The 18,526-nt window shown below is 58.4% G+C and carries 19 protein-coding genes and 1 other annotated feature; of the genes, 11 read left to right on the forward strand and 8 right to left on the reverse strand.

The annotated features are described in order from the left end of the window. Position 1: 1 nt before the first annotated feature. Positions 2–814 (forward strand): ABC transporter ATP-binding protein, encoded by an 813-nt coding sequence (locus C4N24_RS04145; RefSeq protein ID WP_305146330.1) that lies wholly within the window; start codon positions 2–4, stop codon positions 812–814. A 53-nt stretch (positions 815–867) separates the two neighbouring features. Here C4N24_RS04145 and C4N24_RS04150 read toward each other — a convergent pair whose 3' ends face one another. Further along, on the reverse strand, positions 868–1,527 hold the full coding sequence (locus C4N24_RS04150) for a GntR family transcriptional regulator (RefSeq protein ID WP_097783214.1): 660 nt from the start codon (positions 1,525–1,527) through the stop codon (positions 868–870). Positions 1,528–1,903: 376 nt separating this feature from the next. Between C4N24_RS04150 and C4N24_RS04155 the strand changes: the two genes are divergently transcribed. Next, complete coding sequence (locus C4N24_RS04155) at positions 1,904–2,389, forward strand: Fur family transcriptional regulator (protein WP_112090434.1); 486 nt, start codon at positions 1,904–1,906, stop codon at positions 2,387–2,389. A gap of 13 nt (positions 2,390–2,402) precedes the next feature. Continuing rightward, positions 2,403–2,666 (forward strand) — a binding site (T-box leader). Positions 2,667–2,728: 62 nt separating this feature from the next. Further along, entirely contained in the window at positions 2,729–4,315 is a 1,587-nt protein-coding gene (gene asnB, locus C4N24_RS04160; RefSeq protein WP_207657266.1) for an asparagine synthase B, read from the forward strand. Between the two features lie 265 nt (positions 4,316–4,580). Here the strand turns inward: asnB and dusB are convergent, their stop codons facing one another. The 5 genes from dusB to C4N24_RS04185 form a co-directional block, all read right to left on the reverse strand. Further along, complete coding sequence (gene dusB, locus C4N24_RS04165; RefSeq protein WP_112090436.1) at positions 4,581–5,600, reverse strand: tRNA dihydrouridine synthase DusB; 1,020 nt, start codon at positions 5,598–5,600, stop codon at positions 4,581–4,583. A 234-nt stretch (positions 5,601–5,834) separates the two neighbouring features. Continuing rightward, positions 5,835–7,649, reverse strand: a complete 1,815-nt coding sequence (argS, locus tag C4N24_RS04170) for an arginine--tRNA ligase (protein ID WP_112090437.1) — start codon at positions 7,647–7,649, stop codon at positions 5,835–5,837. 35 nt (positions 7,650–7,684) lie between these two features. Further along, positions 7,685–8,161, reverse strand: coding sequence for a DUF1934 domain-containing protein (locus tag C4N24_RS04175; RefSeq protein ID WP_236131825.1), 477 nt, complete (start codon positions 8,159–8,161; stop codon positions 7,685–7,687). 14 nt (positions 8,162–8,175) lie between these two features. Next, complete coding sequence (gene murI, locus C4N24_RS04180; RefSeq protein ID WP_055187013.1) at positions 8,176–9,000, reverse strand: glutamate racemase; 825 nt, start codon at positions 8,998–9,000, stop codon at positions 8,176–8,178. Continuing rightward, the gene (locus tag C4N24_RS04185; RefSeq protein WP_055187012.1) at positions 8,993–10,087 is read right to left on the reverse strand and encodes a D-alanine--D-alanine ligase family protein; all 1,095 of its coding nucleotides are present in this window, start codon (positions 10,085–10,087) and stop codon (positions 8,993–8,995) included. Before C4N24_RS04185 ends, murI begins: the two co-directional genes overlap by 8 nt. A 309-nt stretch (positions 10,088–10,396) precedes the next feature. On the opposite strand from C4N24_RS04185, the gene rpmG reads away from it, so the two are divergent. The 7 genes from rpmG (at position 10,397) to rplL (ending at position 13,944) form a co-directional block, all read left to right on the forward strand. After that, entirely contained in the window at positions 10,397–10,546 is a 150-nt protein-coding gene (rpmG, locus tag C4N24_RS04190) for a 50S ribosomal protein L33 (RefSeq protein WP_005920501.1), read from the forward strand. A 17-nt stretch (positions 10,547–10,563) separates the two neighbouring features. Continuing rightward, entirely contained in the window at positions 10,564–10,815 is a 252-nt protein-coding gene (gene secE, locus C4N24_RS04195; protein ID WP_005920499.1) for a preprotein translocase subunit SecE, read from the forward strand. A gap of 30 nt (positions 10,816–10,845) precedes the next feature. Next, positions 10,846–11,397, forward strand: coding sequence for a transcription termination/antitermination protein NusG (nusG, locus tag C4N24_RS04200; protein WP_005920497.1), 552 nt, complete (start codon positions 10,846–10,848; stop codon positions 11,395–11,397). A 136-nt stretch (positions 11,398–11,533) separates the two neighbouring features. Then, entirely contained in the window at positions 11,534–11,959 is a 426-nt protein-coding gene (gene rplK, locus C4N24_RS04205) for a 50S ribosomal protein L11 (RefSeq protein WP_005920496.1), read from the forward strand. A 57-nt stretch (positions 11,960–12,016) separates the two neighbouring features. Next, the gene (gene rplA / locus C4N24_RS04210; protein ID WP_005920494.1) at positions 12,017–12,709 is read left to right on the forward strand and encodes a 50S ribosomal protein L1; all 693 of its coding nucleotides are present in this window, start codon (positions 12,017–12,019) and stop codon (positions 12,707–12,709) included. 274 nt (positions 12,710–12,983) lie between these two features. Continuing rightward, on the forward strand, positions 12,984–13,499 hold the full coding sequence (gene rplJ, locus C4N24_RS04215; protein ID WP_112090439.1) for a 50S ribosomal protein L10: 516 nt from the start codon (positions 12,984–12,986) through the stop codon (positions 13,497–13,499). A 70-nt stretch (positions 13,500–13,569) separates the two neighbouring features. Next, the gene (rplL, locus tag C4N24_RS04220) at positions 13,570–13,944 is read left to right on the forward strand and encodes a 50S ribosomal protein L7/L12 (protein ID WP_005920491.1); all 375 of its coding nucleotides are present in this window, start codon (positions 13,570–13,572) and stop codon (positions 13,942–13,944) included. Between the two features lie 232 nt (positions 13,945–14,176). Here the strand turns inward: rplL and C4N24_RS04225 are convergent, their stop codons facing one another. Then, entirely contained in the window at positions 14,177–15,046 is an 870-nt protein-coding gene (locus tag C4N24_RS04225; RefSeq protein WP_112090440.1) for a patatin-like phospholipase family protein, read from the reverse strand. Positions 15,047–15,411: 365 nt separating this feature from the next. On the opposite strand from C4N24_RS04225, the gene C4N24_RS04230 reads away from it, so the two are divergent. Further along, positions 15,412–16,005 (forward strand): xanthine phosphoribosyltransferase, encoded by a 594-nt coding sequence (locus C4N24_RS04230; protein WP_005920489.1) that lies wholly within the window; start codon positions 15,412–15,414, stop codon positions 16,003–16,005. Positions 16,006–16,545: 540 nt separating this feature from the next. Here C4N24_RS04230 and C4N24_RS04240 read toward each other — a convergent pair. After that, positions 16,546–18,429: a peptidoglycan D,D-transpeptidase FtsI family protein gene (locus C4N24_RS04240; protein ID WP_112090442.1), complete on the reverse strand. Its 1,884-nt coding sequence runs from the start codon at positions 18,427–18,429 to the stop codon at positions 16,546–16,548. Positions 18,430–18,526 lie beyond the last annotated feature (97 nt).

Raw genomic sequence — 18,526 nt, forward strand, 5'->3', positions numbered from 1 at the left:
AATGCTGCAGCTGAACGACCTGCACAAGACCTTTAACCCCGGCACCGTCAACGAAAAGGTGGCGCTTGCCGGAGTGAGCCTGCAGATGGAAGCCGGAGATTTTGCCACTATTGTGGGCTCCAACGGCGCGGGCAAATCCACCCTGTTCAATGCCATTACCGGCGGCTTTATCGCCGACGAGGGCAGCATTCTGCTGGGCGGGCAGGACATCACCTTTGCGCCGGAGCACCAGCGCAGCAAGGTCATCGGGCATCTGTTCCAGGACCCGCTCAAGGGCACCGCGCCCAACATGACCATCGAGGAAAATCTGGCGCTGGCTTACCTGCGGGCAGGCACTGCGCCCAACGCCATCTTCTCCCGCATCTCCCGCAAGGACAAGGCGCTCTTCCGCGAAAAGCTTGCTTTGCTGGACATGGGTCTGGAGGACCGCATGAAGCAGCCGGTGGGGCTGCTCTCCGGCGGACAGCGGCAGGCGCTTACCCTGCTCATGGCTACCCTTGTCACCCCCAAGCTGCTGCTGCTGGACGAGCACACCGCTGCGCTGGACCCTGCCACCGCCGAAAAGGTGCTGGCGCTGACCAAGAGCATCGTGGCCGAGAAAAAGATCACCTGCCTGATGGTGACCCACAATATGCATCAGGCGCTGGAACTGGGCAACCGCACCCTGATGATGGACGCTGGGCGCATCGTGTTTGACGTAAAGGGCGCCGCGCGCAGCAAGATGACCGTGGACGACCTGCTGGAAAAGTTCCGCGAGAACGCGGGCAAAAACCTTGATAACGACCGTATCCTGCTGAGCAAGGTGGAGAAATAAGAAAAGGCCTGCTGCATCATACCGGTGCAGCAGACCTTTTTACTTTTATTTCTTTACCACAGGCGAATGACCTTGATGACGCCCTCGGCCTTATCGCGGGCCAGCTCCAGATGGTGCTGCAGCGCCATGGCTGCACCGTCCCAGTTGTCAGACAGGGCAGCGTCCAGAATCTGCAGATGCTCCTCGCAGGTCTGCTCCTGATTGATCATGCTTACCTTGCCGGTCATGATGCGGAAACGGGTGTTCAGGCCGGTGATACGGTCGTAGGCAGAGCGCAGATACTTGTTGGGCAGGGTGCTCATCAGCAGCTCGTGGAAATCGTCGTCCGACTCGCAGAAGTCCTCGATGCGCTCGCTGTGGTGCATCAGCTCGGCATAGGCTTCCAGCTGCTCGCGGGGGATGGCATTGCCGTAAGTACGCAGAGCGTATGGCTCCACCAGCAGACGCATTTCAAACATACTGTGCACGTCCTCTTCGGTGATGCCGGAGACCATCAGCCCCTTTTTGGGCAGAATGGTGATCAGCCCCTCCTGCTCCAGACGCCCCAGCGCATCCCGCATAGGGGTGCGGCTGATGTTGCCCATCTCGGCGCAGAGCTTCTGCTCGTTCAGAAACTCGTTGGGGCGGTATTCGCAGTTCAGGATCTTGGTTTTGAGGTACTGGTACGCCTGCAGCTTCAGGCTAAGCTTTGCCTGTGCGTCCTGCTCTTTCATAAGCACATTCTCCTATTCTTCTTTGTCTTCTTCTCCAAAAACGTTCCAAAACGTCCGAACCGGCAGCGCAAACCCACCGCTGCCAGTTCGCTTCTTCTTCATGTTCAGCCAGCTTGTATCCCGGCTGCAATCCAACCACTTTATCTAGTATATTATTTCACATTAGGGCGTTTTTTACAAGACTTTTCGCTTAACTTTGGCGTGTTTTCCGTTTTATACAAAGATTACGCCCCGGTTTTGCTACTTTTTACAATGCTTTTTGTGCTTGTCGCCAAACAGACCGACTTTTTGCCCTCTTCTTTTGCATCCAAGCGCAAACTGTGCTACAATAGGGCTGAAAAACAACACATCTACACCGGAAAGGACCGTATCTCTCATGGCACGAAGCGATGGCTACAACACCCGCACCCGGCAGCTCATCTTGGATTACCTCATCAACAACCGCCAGCACGCAGTAAGCGCTTCCAACATTCTGGAGCATCTGGAGGAGCAGGGCGCAAGCCCCAATCCCACCACCGTGTACCGCTATCTGGATAAGCTTGCGGGCGAGCAGCGCATTATGAAATATGTGGCCGACAAGGGCGAACGGGCAGTGTTCCAGTATGTGGACGAGGGTCGCCACTGCCGGGAGCACCTGCACCTCAAGTGCGTGCAGTGCGGACGCATCTATCATCTGGACTGCCATTTTATGGACGAGGTGCGCGCCCACCTGATGGCAGAGCACGGTTTTACCCTGCAATGCGAGGGCAGCGTGCTGTACGGGCTGTGCCGTCATTGCGCGCAGAACGCGGCACCGTCCGCAGCAGAAGAACAGTCTGCAAAAAAATGCGCCTGCTGTGTTGACACAGACAAAAACCCGTGATACAATGCAGACAATAAAAGCGTTGACCGGGAAAAGTAAGGTTTCACCCTTTTCTTACAGAGAGTGCGGGATGCTGGAAACCGCGCAGAAAACGAAGCCCGAAGAACACCCGTGAGCCGCTCCCTGAACCTGTGGTGTGCAGCAGTAGGGGCAGACGTGCGCCGCTCGTTATCGCGGCAGTGCTTTCAACGGGGAGAGCGCACAAAAGTGACCGGCGTATTGCGTATGCCGGTAATTTAGGTGGCACCACGGATACGGCAGCATATTCGTCCTAGGACTATGGGATGAATGTGCTGCCGTATTTTTATTTTTATCGTTTTTACAAGAGGGGTAAGAAGTATGTGTTGTGTTATGGGTTATACGGGGCATGATTTGCCCGCCGAAAAATTCAAAGAGTATCTGCTGCGCACCGTGGACCGCGGGCCGGACGACCAGCGAGTGGTGGAGGGTCCCTACGGCCTGATGGGCTTTGGGCGGCTTGCCATCATGGGACTGACCCCGGAGGGGATGCAGCCCTTTTACCGGGGCGCTGACTGCGTGGTGTGCAACGGCGAGCTGTACGGCTTCCGGTTCGAAAAGGAGATCTTAAAGCGCCGGGGCTACAAGTTCTGCTCCGACTGCGACTGCGAGATCCTGCTGCCGCTGTACTACGAGTACGGGCTGGATATGTTCCGCCACATGGACGCGGAGTTTGCGCTGATCATGTACGATTCCCGCAAGGATCGGCTTATCGCCGCCCGCGACCCCATCGGCATCCGTCCGCTGTTCTACGGCTACTCCAAGTCCAGCCACAAGATCGCCTTCTCCTCCGAGATGCGCAACCTCATCGGCTGGTGCGATGACATCCGTCCCTTCCCCATCGGCAGCTACTACTGCGACGGCCGCTTTGTACGCTACGAGGACATTGCCGATGTGCCCGCCCCCATGCAGGACGATATGCCCACCATCCTGCAGAACATCCGCGAGAAGCTGATCGCTGGTGTGGAAAAGCGGCTGGATGCCGATGCACCCGTGGGCTTTCTGCTCTCCGGCGGGCTCGACTCCTCCTTGGTGTGCTCCATTGCCGCCAAGAAGCTGGGTAAGCCCATCCGCACCTTTGCCATCGGCATGGACACCGATGCCATCGACCTGAAATACGCCCGCCAGACTGCGGACTATCTGGGCAGCGAGCACCACGAGATCATCATCAACCGCGAGATGGTGCTCAGCAGCTTGGAAGAAGTCATCCGCCTACTGGGCACATGGGATATCACCACTATCCGCGCCAGCATGGGAATGTACCTGCTGTGCAAGGCCATCCATGAGCAGACCGATGTGCGTGTGCTGCTGACCGGCGAGATCTCGGACGAGCTGTTTGGCTACAAATACACCGACTACGCCCCCACCGCCGATGCCTTCCAGCAGGAGAGCCAGAAGCGCATCCGTGAGCTGTATATGTACGATGTGCTGCGGGCAGACCGCTGCATCTCCTCCAACAGCATCGAGGCGCGCGTGCCCTTTGGCGACTTGGATTTTGTGCGCTACGTCATGGCCATCGACCCGGAAAAGAAGCTGAACCGCTACGGCAAGGGCAAGTACCTGCTGCGCAAAGCCTTTGAGGGCGACTGGCTGCCGCCGGAGATCCTGTGGCGCGAAAAGGCCGCTTTCTCGGACGCCGTAGGCCACAGCATGGTGGACGACATCAAGGAGTACGCCGAGAGCCTGTACACCGACGAGGAGTTCCAGATGCGCCGGGCAAACTACTCGGCACATTGTATGCCCTTTACCAAGGAGAGCTTGTTCTACCGCGAAATTTTTGAAAAGTACTACCACGACCAGAGCCGCACCATCGTGGGCTTCTGGATGCCCAACAAGGCATGGCCGGGCTGCAACGTTAACGACCCCTCTGCCCGCGTGCTGGCAAACTATGGTGCTTCCGGCGTGTAACGCCAGACCGTTTTATACAGCGGAAGAAATATTCTATCTTTTGTAAACCGGGAAGATCTGCGGATTTTTCCGGTTTACTTTTTCGCGAGAGGGTTCAGCCTGCTGAGAGCAACAAAAATCTGCCCCGCAGCGCGACTGTTTCCGCAGGAAACGAGCGCGGCAACTGCCGTTTGCCATCACGACTCCTCCCGTGAAAATGGAATACCGGAGCGTCCGCAGACGCTCCGGTATTCCGGAATTATAAATCGTTGTTCAGCCTGTGGGCTTACGGGAACGGTACTTCCCGCACATCATCGGGGTCCAGCCCGGCCTTGCGCTGCTCTTCAAATACGGCGGCGATCAGCTCGTCCAAGTCCTCCAAGTGGGTCAGGGTGCAGCAGTAGCGGCGCAGGGCGGCTGCGCCCTTCAGCCCCTTCATGTAGTGCATGGTCTGGGCGCGTGCCTGCGGCATGGCCACAAACTCGCCCTTCTGCTCCACCATTTCCTCCACCTGACGGCGCAGCGCGTTCATCCGTGCCTGCAGGTTCGGCTCCTTGGGGGCGGGCAGGCCCTCCAGCGCGGCGTTCACCCGCTCAAAAAGCCACGGGTCGCCAAGTGCGCCCCGGGCGATCATCACGCCGTCGCAGTGCGTCTGGCGCACCATGCGCAGCGCGTCCTCGGCGCAGTGGATATCGCCGTTGCCCAGCACCGGCACTTTTACCGCATCCTTTACCCGGGCGATGATCTCCGGGTCGATGCCCGGGGTGTACATCTGCTCCCGGGTGCGGGCGTGCACCGCCACCAGCGCCGCGCCCGCCTGCTCGCAGGCTTTGGCGCATTCCACGGCGGTGATATGGTCGGCATCCCAGCCCTTGCGCATTTTTACGGTGACCGGGCGCTTGGTGTGCGCCACTACCTGCTCCACGATGCGCCCGCAGCGGTCGGGGTCCAGCATCAGCTTGCTGCCCGCCCCGCCGGAAACGATCTTAGGGGCAGGACAGCCCATGTTGATGTCCACAAAGTCAAATTCGTACTGCTCGATGGCGGCGGTGGCTTCGCCCATGATCTCCGGCACCTCGCCAAAGATCTGCACCCCATAGGGTGCGCCGTTGGGCTCTGCTTTCAGCAGACTGACGGTCTTATGGTCGCCGTACACCAGCGCCCGGCTGGACACCATCTCGCTGACCGTAAAGCCCGCGCCGTGCTGTGCCATCAGGCGGCGGCAGGGGGCATCCGTAAAGCCCGCCATAGGGCCGAACACCGCCCGGTGGGGCAGGGTGATATTGCCGATCTTCAAAGGTTCCATGGGTTCTCCTTGTATCTGTTTTGGGGTAGACGATTTGGAATGCCCTCCGTTTCACTTTGGGCATATTCAGCGGAAAAAATTATTTTTAATTTCGCGTTTGTCGCGCTCTGCGGAGCGCTCCAAACGCATTTTCACGGGAGGGGTCGTGACGGAAGCGGCAGCTGCTTTCCTGCTATATACCGTAAAAAGGGGCTGTTGCGCCAAATGCTGTGCAACAGCCCCTGTGGTTTTATGTTACATCTTCTCAGGCACATTGATCTTGAACATGGTGAGCACGTTGAAGATGGCGTTCTTCACGCCGATGCACAGGGCCAGACGTGCCTGCTGCACGGCAGGGTCTGCGCCCTGAATGCGGCAGTTGCCGTAGAAGCGGTGGAAGGCGCTGGCCAGATCGATGACAAAGCGGTTGATGCGGCTGGGGTCATATTTCTCAGCAGCCATCACGATCTCCTGCGGGAAGGCTGCCAGCATACGGATCAGATCCATCTCGGAAGGCTCGGTGAGCAGGGTGGCATCAATGTTCTCTGCACCGGCAAACTGCACACCCTCGCTCTCCATCTTCTTCAGGATGGAGCAGATGCGGGCGTGGGCGTACTGCACATAGTATACGGGGTTATCGTTGTCGGTCTTGACGGCCTGATCCAGATCAAAGTCGATGCCGCTGCCTGCGTCGTGCATATTGAACAGGAAGCGTGCGCTGTCGATGGGCACCTCTTCCAGCAGGTCGGTCAGGGTGATGGCGTTGCCGGTGCGCTTGGACATACGAACAGGCTGACCGTCCCGCATCAGGTTGACCATCTGCATCAGCACAACGTCCAGATCCTCGCCGTTCAGGCCGATGGCGTCCATCGCGCCCTTCATGCGTGCCACATGGCCGTGGTGGTCTGCGCCCCACACATCAATGGCCTTGGCAAAGCCGCGAGTGGCCAGCTTGTTGTAGTGGTAGGCGATATCGGCGGCAAAGTAGGTGGGGATGCCGTTGGCGCGGACGAGCACCTCGTCCTTGGCTTCTTCCTCGGTGCCGTCCTCGGTCTTTTTCTTGTTCACGGTGCCATACTTGGCAGCGTACTGGGCGCTGCGGTACATGATGGCGCCGTCCTCGGCCTTGTAGCAGGCACCCAGTTCCAGCAGCTTGTCCACCACAGCCAGAACTGCGCCGGACTCGTGCAGGGTGCTCTCATGGAACCACACGTCGTAGTCGATGCGGTACTTGCCGAGGTCACGCTTCAGGGCAGCGATGTTCTTGGGCAGGGCGTAGGCCACCAGTGCGTCCTTCAAAGCGGCAAAGGCCTCGCTCTCAAACAGAGCTTCCTCGCTCAGCCCGGAGCAGGCGGCAACGTACTTGTCGCCGTTCAGCTCAGCGAACTCACCGGCCAGCACCTTGATATCGCCGCCCTGATAGCACTCCTTGGGCAGGGGATAGGCATCCTCGCCGCAGAACTGCTGCAGGTAGCGCACCGCCAGACTTTTGCCGAACTTCTGGATCTGGTTGCCGGCATCGTTGATATAGAACTCGCGGGTCACATCGTAGCCGGACCAGTCCAGCACAGCGGCCAGACAGTCGCCCAGTGCGCCGCCGCGGGCGTTGCCCATGTGCATGGGGCCGGTGGGGTTGGCGGAAACGAACTCCACGTTGTACTTTGCGCCCTTGCCGTGGTCGGTGCGGCCATACTCCTTGTTGGCGCAGGCACCCAGCACCACGCCTGCCCAGAAGCTCTGGGCTAGGAACAGGTTGATGAAGCCGGGACCGGCAACCTCCACCTTGGAGAACACACTGTTTTCGATGGAGGGCAAATGTGCCAGCAGGGCGTCTGCGATCATCTTGGGAGCCTTGCGCCAGGTGCGGGCACCGGCCATGGCGAGGTTAGAGGCGATGTCGCCGTTTTTTACGTCGGCGGGGATCTCCACGATAAAGGCGGGCAGCTCTGCCGCGGGCAGGGTGCCGTCTGCCATGGCAGCCTTGGCGGCTGCGGTCAGCAGAGCGCGTGCCTCGTCCAGCGCAGCCTGCCGGGGGTTGTAGTTCTGGTAGGTCTTTTCAAAATCAGTCATGGGTCGGATTCCTTTCACAGTCTCAGGGAACTTCATCAATTCACATGGGTCACGGTAACTTCCAGACGGTTGCGGCTTACCAGCTCGGCGCTGTCGGCATCCAGCAGGTAGGCAAACCGGGCGGTGCCGCCCTTTTCGGTCAGCTGACAGTCGATCTCGTCCGCGGTCACGCCCAAGGTCATGGAGCCGAAGCCGGTCTCGTAGTGGCACAGGTTGCGGCGGCCTTTTTCGATCAGAAGCTGGGTGCCTGCCCCGCCGCCTTTGCCGAACCGCAGCATCGCCACCCGGCTGCCGTCTGCGGCGATCTTCAGGGTGGTGGTGCAGCCTTCGTAGCCGGTGGTCTCGGTCTCGCGGTAGGTCACATAGTAGCTGCCGCCCTTCAGCACAAAGCTGCCCCGGGTCATCAGCTCCACAAATTCTTCTTTTTCTTCCTCCGCAGCCGGTTCGTCCAGCCGCTGCTCAATGCGGCTTTTGATGCGGATGATATAGTCTTCCTTCAGTGGCTTGCTCACGTTGTTTTTCCTTATCAATATTTATCAATGGCGATCTGCTCCACCGGGCCGCCCTTGTACTCGCCCAGGAACAGGTCTGCCGTCTGCACAAAGCTGTCCGGCACATCGCTGACGTAAAAGTGCGCCTGCCCGTTCTCGTGGCTGGCGCGCAGTCCGCGCTCGGCAAGCATCCGCTCCAGATGGTGGGCGGCGGTCATGGCGGGGTCCACCAGCGTGACGCCCGGCCCCATAAACTCCCCGATCATGCTTTTCAGCAGCGGGTAGTGGGTGCAGCCCAAGATCAGGGTATCCACCCCGGCTTCGCGCACCTCGGTCAGGTACTGGGCAATGACGAGCTTTGTGATCTGCTGCTTTCCGGCTTCGCTGTGATCCACATACCCGGCCTCCACCAGCGGTACGAACAGCGGGCAGGGGCGGGCAGTGATCTCCACCCCGGGCACCAGCTGCCGCAGTAGCTTTTCGTAGCTGCGGGAGCGGATGGTGGCGGCTGTGCCAATGACGCCGATGCGGCGGTTGCGGGTGACAAAGGCTGCTTCCCGGGCGGCGGCGTCCACTACGCCAAGGTAGGGCACCGGCAGCTGGGCTGCTTCCGCAGCCGGGTAGGTGCTGCTCACCGTACCGCAGGCCGCCATGATGCACTTGACGTTTTTGGAAAGCAGAAAGGCCACGTCCTGCCGGGCGTACTGCAGAATGGTCTCCGGGCTGCGGCTGCCGTAGGGCACCCGGCCGGTATCGCCGAAGTAGATGATATCCTCATGGGGCAGGCGCTTGCGCAGCTCCCGCACACCGGTCAGACCGCCCAGACCGCTGTCGAACACACCGATGGGGCGATTATCCATGCTGCTTTTCCGTCCTTTCCACCGCCAGTGCGATCAGGCGGTCGATGAGCTGCGGCACCGGCAGACCCTCGTGCTCCATGAGCTTGGGGTACATACTGATAGCGGTAAAGCCGGGGAAGGTGTTGATCTCGTTGATGAGCACCCGGCCGGTGTTCTTTTCCACAAAGAAATCGCACCGTGCCAGACCTTCGCAGTTCAGTGCGGTGTAGGCCATGGCGGCGTAGGTCTTTACCTCGTCCAGCTTGGCTTCCGGCAGATGTGCCGGGATGACGGTCTGGCTCACGCCGTTCTTGTACTTATCATCATAGGTGTAGAACTCTGCACCGGCAAGGATCTCACCGGGACGGGTGGCAACAGCGGGATCAGAGCCGATGACGGCGCACTCCACTTCCTGTCCGTCCACAAAGGCTTCAAATACCACCTTGCGGTCGTTTTCCAGCGCAAGGGCGATGGCAGCCTTCAGCTCCTCCTGACTGGACACCTTGGAGATGCCCACACTGGAGCCTGCGTTGGCGGGCTTGACGAATACCGGCCAGCCCAGTTTTTGTTCTACACCGGCGCAAACGCCCTCCAGATCCTTCTCGATCTCCCAGCGGTTGGCGGCTACCCACTTGGTGTGGGGCACACCGTTGGCTTCAAACAGGGCGTTGGCCACAGCTTTGTCCATGCACACGGAGCTTGCCAGCACGCCGCAGCCCACATAGGCGATGCCTGCCAGCTCCAGCAGGCCCTGCACGGTGCCGTCCTCGCCCCACAGGCCGTGGAGCACCGGGATCACCACGTCAAGGTGCATCTTTTCCACCCGGCCGTCCGGGGTGAACAGGATCATGCCGTGGTCGGCGCGGTCCGGGCTGATCACGCAGGGCATATTGCCGGGCAGCTCTTCCCAGCTGCCGTCGGCCATCTGCTCTGCCGTGGCTTCGGTGTAGAGCCAGCGGCCCTCCTTGGTGATGCCCACGGTGAGCACCTCGTATTTGCTGCGGTCGATATTGCGGACAAAGTTGCCCACAGAGACACAGCTGACCTCATGTTCGCTGGACATACCGCCAAACAACAGCGCCACGCACATTTTATTTGCAGACTGCATGATATCTCACTCCTATTTATAAAGCCCCGGTAAAGGGGCGGCTTCAAACCGGTAAAATGCCGTTTCGATTCATTATACAATATCTACGCCCGCGATGCAAGCAGAATGCAAAAAAGCCGCTTTGGGACAAAAAGACACAGGCTGCAAAAAAAGTTTCTCAAAATCGCTTTTTTCTGCTTGACGGATTGAAAAACGCGTGGTACAATGATATCACCTCTTTTGCGGGGTTATTAAGTGCGCCTGTTTTTACAGCTGCCACCCGCACCCGAGGGAGGTTCAAAACAACCGTTATAATGGAGGTGTCAACAAATGACCGTTAAAATCACTCTGGCCTGCACCGAGTGCAAGCAGCGCAACTACAACACCACGAAGAACAAGAAGAACAACCCCGATCGTCTCGAGATGAAGAAGTATTGCCGTTTCTGCAAGAAGCACACCGTTCATCGCGAAACCAAGTAAAAGAAAGGCGGAGCATAATGGCAGACAAAACCGAGAAAAAGCCGGGCTTTGTGGCCAAAGCTAAAGCCGCTGTGAAGGGCTTCTGCGCACGGGTCGCAAAGTTCTTCCGCGATACCAAGAGCGAGCTGAAGAAGGTGGTCTGGCCGTCCAAGCAGGACGTCAAGACCAACACCATCGTCGTGCTTGTGACCGTCGCGATCGCAGCGGTTGTGATGATCCTGCTGGATGCCATCTTTGGTGGTATTCTGGGCCTGATCATCGGCGCCTGAGAATCATCTTGAAACGGAGGGTCAACCAAAATGGAAGAATCAACCAAGCTGGTAGATGAGTCCACTGAGGCTCTTTGGTATGTTGTGCATACCTATTCCGGTTACGAGAACAAGGTCGCTAACGACCTGCAGACCATGGTGGAGAACCGCCACCTGCAGGAGCTGATCTGCGATATCAAGGTTCCCGTCGAGATGGTTCCTGAGATCGACAAGAACGGTAAGCAGAAAATGGTGGAGCACAAGTTGTTCCCCGGCTACGTTCTGGTCAAAATGGTGATGAACGACGATACTTGGTATGTCGTGCGCAATACGCGCGGCTGCACCGGCTTCGTCGGCCCCGCCTCCAAGCCTGTTCCGCTGACCGCTGAGGAAGTGGAGAAGATGGGCGTGGAGAAGGCTGCACCGCTGAGCGTCGATTTTGCTGTCGGCGATACCGTGCAGATCACCGCCGGTCCTCTGGAAGGCTTTATGGGCCTTGTGGAGGCCATTGATACCGAGAACTTCAAGGTGAAGCTCAAGGTCAATATGTTCGGCCGCGAGACCCCCGCAGAGGTGGAGATCGGTCAGGTCGAGCTGCCGTAACCAACCGGCAAGTTCCGTTTACCAAGGTAAGACCGCAGTGCGGTTCTTATAGAGCGTGTGCAGCGTGCACGCGCTCGTGGGAGGCGCAGAGACACTGCGCCGCAACTCACCACAGATTTTTGGAGGTGCATTTATCATGGCACAGAAAGTTACTGGCTACATTAAGCTGCAGATCGAGGCCGGCAAGGCGACTCCGGCTCCCCCTGTTGGCCCTGCTCTGGGTCAGAAGGGCGTCAACATCATGGCGTTCACCAAGGAGTTCAACGAGCGTACCAAGAACCAGATGGGTTATGTGATCCCCGTCGTCATCACCGTGTACGCTGACCGCTCCTTCAGCTTCATCACCAAGACTCCTCCGGCAGCTGTTCTGATCAAGAAGGCCGCTGGCATCAACACCGCTTCCGGCAAGCCCAACAAGGAAAAGGTTGCTTCTCTGACCGCCGCTCAGGTGGAGGAGATCGCCAAGACCAAGATGCCCGACCTGAACGCTGCTTCTCTGGAAGCTGCCTGCAGCATGGTTCGCGGCACCTGCCGTTCCATGGGCGTCACCGTCGAGGGCTGAGACATAAACAGTGGGAGGGCATAACACTGCCCGCATGACCACACAGGAGGATATACAATGAAACATGGCAAGCACTATGTCGACGCTGCAAAGCTGGTCGATTCTACTAAGGCATACGATGTGAACGAGGCTCTGGAGCTGGCTTGCAAGACCGCTTCCGCCAAGTTCGACGAGACTGTCGAGCTGCACGTCCGTCTGGGCGTTGATGGCCGTCACGCTGACCAGCAGGTCCGCGGCGCTGTCGTTCTGCCCAACGGCACCGGCAAGACCGTCCGCGTCTGCGCTATTGCTAAGGGCCCCGCAGCTGCTGCTGCCGAGGCTGCTGGCGCTGATATCGTTGGCGATGACGAGCTGATCGCAAAGATCGCCGGCGGCTTCATGGATTTTGACGTCGTCGTGACTACCCCCGATATGATGGGCCGCGTTGGTCGTCTGGGTAAGGTTCTGGGCCCCCGTGGCCTGATGCCCAACCCCAAGGCCGGCACTGTGGCTCCCGATCTGGGCAAGGCTGTCAGCGAGGCTAAGGCTGGTAAGATCGAGTACCGTCTGGACAAGCAGAACATCATCCATGTGCCCGTGGGCAAGGCTTCTTTCGGTGCAGAGAAGCTGTACACCAACCTGGACACTGTGATGGAGGCTATTGCCAAGGCAAAGCCCGCTGCAGCAAAGGGTACCTACTTTAAGAGCGCTACCATCGCCACCACCATGGGCCCTGGCATCCGTCTGAACACCCTGAAGTACGGTGTCTAATTTGAATTTCTGATGTTTTTCTGCCGTTCTGCGGAATGGCAGAAAAATTTTGTCGGAAATTGAAAAAAGTACTTGACAACGCCGCACGTTTGCGGTATTATAATCATGCTGTTTTTAAGACAGCAGGCGCTGGAGTCCAGTGTAAAGTTTGACCGCCTGCCGAGAAACGTGCGTAAAGTTGCTTTATGCCTCTCTCTCGGCGCAGTGCGCGGGAGAGAGGCTTTTTTCATTGCTCCGGCTTTTGATACAAGTTTTTGAAACGAGGTGAAACCGAATGCCCAGTGCAAAGATTCTTTCTGAAAAGCAGGCTTACGTCGCTGATCTGAAGGCAAAGTTTGAGAGTGCGGTTTCCGGCTGCGTCGTCGCTTACGGCGGCATTAACGTCGAGAACGACACCAAGCTCCGTAAGGAGCTGCGTGAGGCAGGCGTTGATTACATGGTCGTGAAGAACACCATGCTGCGTCTGGCAGTTAAGGGTACCGCTCTGGAGGGTCTGGCTGAGAACTTCAAGGGCGACACCGCTGTCGCTTTTGCTCACGAAGAGGATCCCATGGCTGCTGCCCGCATCCTGTGCAAGTATCAGGATGGCGATAAGTCCAAGAAGTTCGTCGTGAAGGCTGGCTTCATGGAAGGCAAGGCTATGAACGCCGCCGAGACCAACGCCATCGCAAAGCTGCCCAACCGCGAAGGTATGCTGTCCATGTTTGCAGGCGCCCTCACCAGCACCCTGTCTGGTCTGGCCGTTGCAATGCAGGCTTATGCCGACAAGCAGGAGGAGCCCGCTGCCTAATGGCTGCGTGACCGCCGCTTAACAAAAAACTGAAACAAACTAAAACCATTGATATTGGAGGGTTATTACCATGGCTTCTGAGAAGATTACTGCCATCATCGAGTCCGTCAAGGGCCTGACCGTTCTGGAGCTGAAGGAACTGATCGACACCTACTGCGAGGAGTTCGGTGTTTCTGCTGTTGCTGCTGCTGCTCCCGCTGCTGCTGGCGCTGCTGCTGCCGCTGAGGAAGAGAAGACCGAGTTCGACGTCATCCTGGCTGAGGCTGGCGCTACCAAGATGCAGGTCATCAAGGTTGTTAAGGAGATCACCGGTCTGGGCCTGAAGGAGGCTAAGGCTATCGTTGATGGCGCTCCCAAGGCTGTCAAGGAGAAGGTCTCCCAGGCTGAGGCTGACGACATCAAGAAGAAGCTGGAAGAGGCTGGCGCTAAGGTTGAGGTTAAGTAATTTAACCCCTTCTCTTACCGTTCTTTCTTGAACATCAAGAGGTCTGCACCGCAAGGTGCAGGCCTCTTTTTTATCTCGTGAAAATGCAATCCCGGAAAGTCCGCAGACTTTCCGGGATTGCTCAATAAAAATATTTTTCCGCTGAATATGCCCAAAGCAAAGCGGAGCACATTCCCGATCGTTCTCTTATCAAAAAAGGCTGCCGCACAAACCTGTGCAGCAGCCTTTCGTGTTATTCTTCCGGTGCAGCCTTGCACTCCTCCACATAGGTTGCAATCTTGTCGATCTGGATCTGTGCCACGGCACGGCCGGTCTCGTAAACGCGGCGCAGCTGGGCGGGGTCGCGCTCCATAGAGGGAATTTCCAGCGGGATGGGCGGGCGAATGACGAAGGCCCGGCCGGACTGCTCCAGCATGGAAATATAGGCCAGCGTCTCATTGTAGCGCTGGTGCCGGTCTGCCACGGCCTCCACAAAAGCGGGATAGCGCACATACCTTGCCCGGATAAGGGGCAGCATCTTGTTTTTCTGCTTTACAAAACCCTTGGGCTGGGTCAGGATGATCAGATTGCGCTTGTAGCCGATGGACTCGAAAAAGCGCACGGGAATGGAATCGGCCACACCGCCGTCCAGCAGCTGATAGTGGCCGATTTTTACGATCTTTGCCGCCAGCGGCATGGATGCCGATGCCTGCATCCACCGGATATCCTCGGCGTCGCCGGTGCGGCACTTGTGGTAGATGGGCTCGCCGGTACGCACGTCGGTGCACACCACAAAAAAGTCCATGGGGTTCTCCCGGAAAGCCTTGGTATCAAAGGGGTCCAGCTTTTCCGGCACGGTATGGTAGCAAAACTGCTCGCTGTACAGGTTGCCGGTGCGCAGCAGATTGCCAAAGCCGGCGTAGCGCTTGTCATTGCAGTATTCCGTGTTGTAGCGGATGGTGCGCCCGATCTGGTGCGACTTGTAGTTGCAGCCGAACACTGCCCCCGCCGACACACCAATGGCACCGTCCAACTGGATGTTATGCTCCATCAGCACATCCAGTACGCCAGCGGTGAACATTCCACGCATGGCGCCGCCTTCCAGCACAAGTCCTGTTTTCATACCATTTTCCTCCTCGTCCGGTCAAAAATCCCGGATATTACCCTTCTCCTACAAGAATAGTATACTCGAAAACCGCGAAAGAACAAGGGAGGATAAGCCAAAAATGACCTGACAACCTCGCGAAGTTTCGGTATTTTTGGACAAGGTCATACTTTTAGAAAAAACGAAGAGGTTTGGTGCCGTATTTTTACGAATTTTGGCAAGAAAACCCCTTGTCAAAGCGGGATGCTTCCGGTATACTAGGTGAAACATTATATCATGGGCGCGTGTGGCGCGCGCCCGGGAATGGAAAACAGGCGGGCGCTTTTCGCGGCGGGCGAGCCGGAGACAGAAAACGCACCTGCAAGGGTTGGAGGATATACTTTATGAAGATGCTGGAAGATCGTATCCGCAAGGACGGCATTGTGCGCGAAGGCAACGTGCTCAAGGTGGACAGCTTTATCAACCACCAGATGGACATCCCGCTGTTCCGCGAGATGGCACGGGAGTGGAAGCGCCTGTTTGCGGGCAAGCCCATCAACAAGGTGCTCACCATCGAAGCCAGCGGCATCGGCATTGCGGCTGTGGTGGCCAGCGAGCTGAACGTGCCGGTGGTGTTTGCAAAAAAATCCATGAGCATCAATCTGGACTACGATAATTACAAGACTCAGATCCAGTCCTTCACCCACAAAAAGATCTACAACGTCATCGTCTCTAAAAAGTTCCTCACCCCGGAGGATCATGTGCTGATCATCGACGATTTTCTGGCCAACGGCTGCGCCCTGATGGGTCTGCTGGAACTGGCCGAGGAAGCCGGTGCCACCGTAGAGGGCATCGGCATCGCCGTGGAAAAGGGCTTCCAGCAGGGCGGCGAGCTGATCCGCAGCAAGGGCATCCAGCTGGAAAGCCTTGCCATCGTGGACGCCATGGACAGCACCACCGGCGAGATCACTTTCCGCCCCCAGCCGAACCAGAACTAAAAATCATTATACATCTCAGCGTAACGGAATGTCTGCGGACGTTCCGTTATTTTTTTGCGGCTGAATAGCAGCATTTGCAGCGGCGCTGCGGGTAAAGGTATCTGCTTGCCGCAAGCGTGCAAAGACGCTCCGCTGGGCCAGAGGCAGGGAGGGGTGTTCCGAGTCCCCCCTCCCTACCTCTGGACTCCACCCACCCCGCAACCCGTCGCCAAGGGTTGCTCGCCCTTGACAATCCTAAAACAGAAGTCGAAGCACAAAAAAGCTAGCGCTGCGCCAGTCGGCGCTATCGCTTTAACGCTTTTTTCGCTTCTCCATTTATAGCCCCTCAGTCGCTGCGCGACAGCTCCCCCGAGGGGGAGCAAGCGCTCGCCCGCAGCGCCGCGCTTTCGCAGAAAGCGGCGCTGCAACTACCGTTTCCCGCCACGCCCCCTCCCGTGAAAAGGCAATTCTGGAAAATCCGCAGATTTTCCAGAATTGCAAATTAAAAATCATTCTTCCGCTGTTTATGCGCAAAGCGAACGCGGCGCGCATTCCAAATCGTCACGCCCCATCAAAGCTGTCCCCATCGGCGGGCAGGGCAGCGGCTTGCGCGTCTGCGCTGCCGGTGTCCGCTGCCCGGGGGACGCCCTTGTACACCAGCGTCTGCTCCAGCACTTCGGCGCAGACCGGTGCTGAAAGACTGCCGCCGGCGGTGGTCCAGCTGTGTGGCTCATCCAGACAGACCAGACACAAAAACTGCGGATCATCAATGGGCGCTACTGCCACAAAGCTGGCGATGCGGGCTTTCTCGTCGGCGCTGTCCAGCTTCTGGCTGGTGCCGCTTTTGCCGCCCACCCGGTAGCCCGCGATCTGTGCGTTGCGTCCGCCGCCGTACAGCACCACCGCCTCCATCATCTCCCGCATGGCGGCGGAGGTGGCGGGCTGGATCACCTGCCGCTTGCACACCGGGGCATTGTGCTGCAAAACGCTGCCGTCCGGCGCAAGGATGTCCGATACCAGATACGGCTGCATCAGACGCCCGCCGTTTACCACCGCGCAGACGGCAGCAGCCATTTCCAGATAGGAAATTTTGCTGCTCTGCCCGAAGGCACAGGACGCCAGCTCTACCGGCCCCATGCGGTCGGCGGTGTAGTACAGGCTCTTTTTCGGCTCGGCGGGCAGGTCGATGCCGGTGGGCTCCCGTAGGCCGAAAGCGGCAAAATAATCGCAGAAAGCCTGCTTGCCCAGCCGCGCCCCGATCTGGATGAAGCTCTGATTGCAGGAGTTTTCCAGCGCTTGGGTCACGGTCTGGCTGCCGTGGCGTTTGTGGTTGGCGCAGTGGAACCGCGTGCCCGCCACTGAGATGGAGTCTCCGCAGTAAAAGGTGGAGTGCCGGGTGATGGCACCGGCATCCAGCGCCGCCGCACAAGTGATGAGTTTGAACACACTGCCCGGCTCGTATAAGTCGCTCACCGCCTTGTTGCGCCACTGGGTCTGCTGCGCCAGCTGCAAAGCAGCGGCGCGTTCTTTACCGGAAAGAGCGTCCACGGCGGCGCGCGCGGCCTTGTTGGCAATCACCCGGGGCTGGTTGGGGTCGTAGGCCGGGGTGGTGGCCATGGCCAGTACTGCCCCGGTGTTCACCTCCATCACGATGCCCACGCTGCGGGCGGCCACATGATGCTCCTGCACCGCATAATTCAACGCATTTTCAAGGTAATGTTGAATATTTGCATCGATGGTCAGCCGCAGCCCGCTGCCCTCCACGGGCGTAAGTTCCGTCTCGTAGCTCTGCGCCAGCGTGTAGCCCCAAGCATTCACCGCAGTCAGCACCACCCCATTCTGCCCGGTAAGGGTGTCGTTATATTTCAGCTCCAGCCCGCTGACCCCGGCGTTGTCCACATTGGTAAACCCAAGCACCGAGGCCAGCAGCTCCCCCTGTGGGTACCAGCGTTTGGAATCCTGATTGATGCGCACGCCGGTAATGCCGTTCGCCGCGCAGAAATCCCGCACTGCATCGGCGGTTTCCCGCTCCACCCGGTAACGCAGAAGGCAATCGTTGGAGCGCCGGTCGCTGAACTTTTCCAGCAGTTTTGTTTCGTCCAATTCCAGTATCTCCGCAAGCCCTTTGGCAGCGAGGGCAAGCTTCTCCTCCGGCATCTCCCGGGGGCTGGCGCGCAGGGTCCAGCAGCTGCTGTTGGCGGCAAGCAGCGCACCATCGGCGCTGTATATTTTGCCCCGGTCAGCGGGCACAACGGTGTCCCGCAGCTGCTGTCCCAGCGCCCGCTGGGTGTACCAGCCGCCGGTGCATAATTGCAGCCAGAACAACCGCCCAATGAGCCCTGCAAAGCAGACGGCGCACAGCCCCACCGCAATGAGCCGTGCCCGCAGACGGAACGCCCGCTCCGGTAAAGTGCGCAGGGCGTCCGTGGGTTTTGAGCCGCGCATGGCAGCACCCCCTTTGCGGGCAGTTTATGCGCCCGGCAGCAGCGTGTATGACTAACCGCCCCCGCACCCGCGTACAATAACAGAAACGGAGGTGACC

Origin of the sequence: Faecalibacterium prausnitzii, from assembly GCF_003287405.1 — a bacterium.
Classification (GTDB): Bacteria; Bacillota; Clostridia; order Oscillospirales; family Ruminococcaceae; genus Faecalibacterium; species Faecalibacterium intestinale.